Here is a 1462-nt window from a genome sequence, read left to right on the forward strand (position 1 = left end):
CGGCTGCCCACCCACAAGGCACGTGACATTGACCAACTGCTGCCGCACATCTGGTTGCCGCCTACTGCTACCGCATAGCGCCGACTCTGCGCAAGGGCCGGACCGCGTGTGTTTGCTGGCCCCTTACTCAGCAACAGCACGGTTTGGCGATGGCTTCACGAGGACGCCATCCGTGCGTGGCAGCACCGCTGCTGGATCTTTCCGCGCGATCCGCATTTCCAGGTTAAGGCCGGGAGAGTCCTGGGCCTGTACGAGCGGCGTTGGCAAGGGCAGCCACTGCGCGAGGACGAGTTCGTTATCTCGACTGACGAGAAGACCAGCATCCAGGCCCGCTTGCGCACCCACCCGAGTTTGCCCACCGAGCCTGGCAAGTCGATGCGCGTCGAGCACGAGTACGTACGTGGCGGTGCCTGGGCTTACTTGGCGGCGCTCGACGTGCATCGCGCCAAGGTGTTTGGTCGCTGCGAAGCGACCACCGGCTCATGGACAACGGCTCGTCGCATCGTGGTCAAGCGTCAGTGCGCCGGCTGACGCAAGCGCATCCCACACTGGTTCCGGTCCACGGACCAATCCACGCAAGTTGGCTTAACCAGATCGAAATCTACTTCTCCATCATTCAGCGCAAGGTGCTGACCCCTAACGACTTCCCATGCCTGGAGGCTGTCGCCGACCGGCTGGCGAACTTCGAGCGTCACTTCGAAAGCATTGCGCATCCGTTCCAGTGGAAGTTCACCCGCACCGATCTCAATGCCTTGATCGCCCGCATGCGTGATCGCTGGGCCCGGGGCCAACCCTTGAAGCTGGCCGCCTAAAAATACGTGTGCGAACTTATGAAATGGACTGCTAAGACTGGCTGGGAAGCTCTTCAGAACCGGTGCCGCAGGCCTATGGTGATGCCGGCACGATTGCGCACCAGTTCTCCGGACGCCGTTTTTTCAATGTATGAGCCAGCACCACCGCGCACGCGGGTGTGGTCCACGCCCATGTAGGCATCCGTGCGCTTGCTGAAAGCGTAGTCGGCAACCGCCACGACGAAGTCTGCCTTGTTGTTGAAGGCTGCTGAGACCGATCCACTCTGCTTGGCTTGGTAGTAATGCATCCCCAGGTTGAGCTTTGGAGTGATCTGGTATCCGACGCCGAGTTGAAGCAATTGACGCTTGCTCGAATCCCCCGGTTGGAAGCCGCCATTGGCTTCCGAGCCCCAGTAGGCTCCGATCAGGCGAGCGTCCTGCGCCATCAGGGCATTCCTGCGCTTGTTCATCGCGTAGCCTGTAGTGAAGTACCAGGGACCGGTGCGATAGGAGCCGCCCAGTGTATAGGCGTCAAACGCGGTACTGAATCACGCCGGGTTCCGTGGAGGCTATTTGGTTTAAGTCAGGCCACCACCGAGGTGGCCTGACTGGCGAGTTGCCGGTAGTAGTTTTCCTCAGCTTCTGCCGGCGGAATGTACCCGATGGGCTCC

At 60.7% G+C, this 1462-nt stretch carries 3 protein-coding genes; 2 read left to right on the forward strand and 1 reads right to left on the reverse strand.

The genetic code is table 11. The annotated features are described in order from the left end of the window. Positions 1 to 108: 108 nt before the first annotated feature. Positions 109 to 531 carry a hypothetical protein gene (locus tag GVL12_RS25635; RefSeq protein WP_159918375.1) on the forward strand — a complete coding sequence of 141 codons (423 nt, stop codon included), beginning with the start codon at positions 109 to 111 and terminating at the stop codon, positions 529 to 531. Then, entirely contained in the window at positions 483 to 812 is a 330-nt protein-coding gene (locus tag GVL12_RS25640; protein ID WP_159918376.1) for a transposase, read from the forward strand. Before GVL12_RS25635 ends, GVL12_RS25640 begins: the two co-directional genes overlap by 49 nt. 53 nt (positions 813 to 865) lie before the next feature. Here GVL12_RS25640 and GVL12_RS25645 read toward each other — a convergent pair whose 3' ends face one another. Continuing rightward, a complete protein-coding gene (locus GVL12_RS25645) occupies positions 866 to 1312 on the reverse strand; it encodes a porin (RefSeq protein WP_235033986.1) in 447 nt (148 codons plus the stop codon). Positions 1313 to 1462 lie beyond the last annotated feature (150 nt).

Origin of the sequence: Pantoea sp. 18069, from assembly GCF_902706035.1 — a bacterium.
GTDB lineage: Bacteria > Pseudomonadota > Gammaproteobacteria > Burkholderiales > Burkholderiaceae_C > Comamonas.

Bases quoted from the DNA above. Each gene is read 5' to 3' on its own strand.
- GVL12_RS25640 (WP_159918376.1), top strand. From the start codon at position 483: ATGGACAACGGCTCGTCGCATCGTGGTCAAGCGTCAGTGCGCCGGCTG.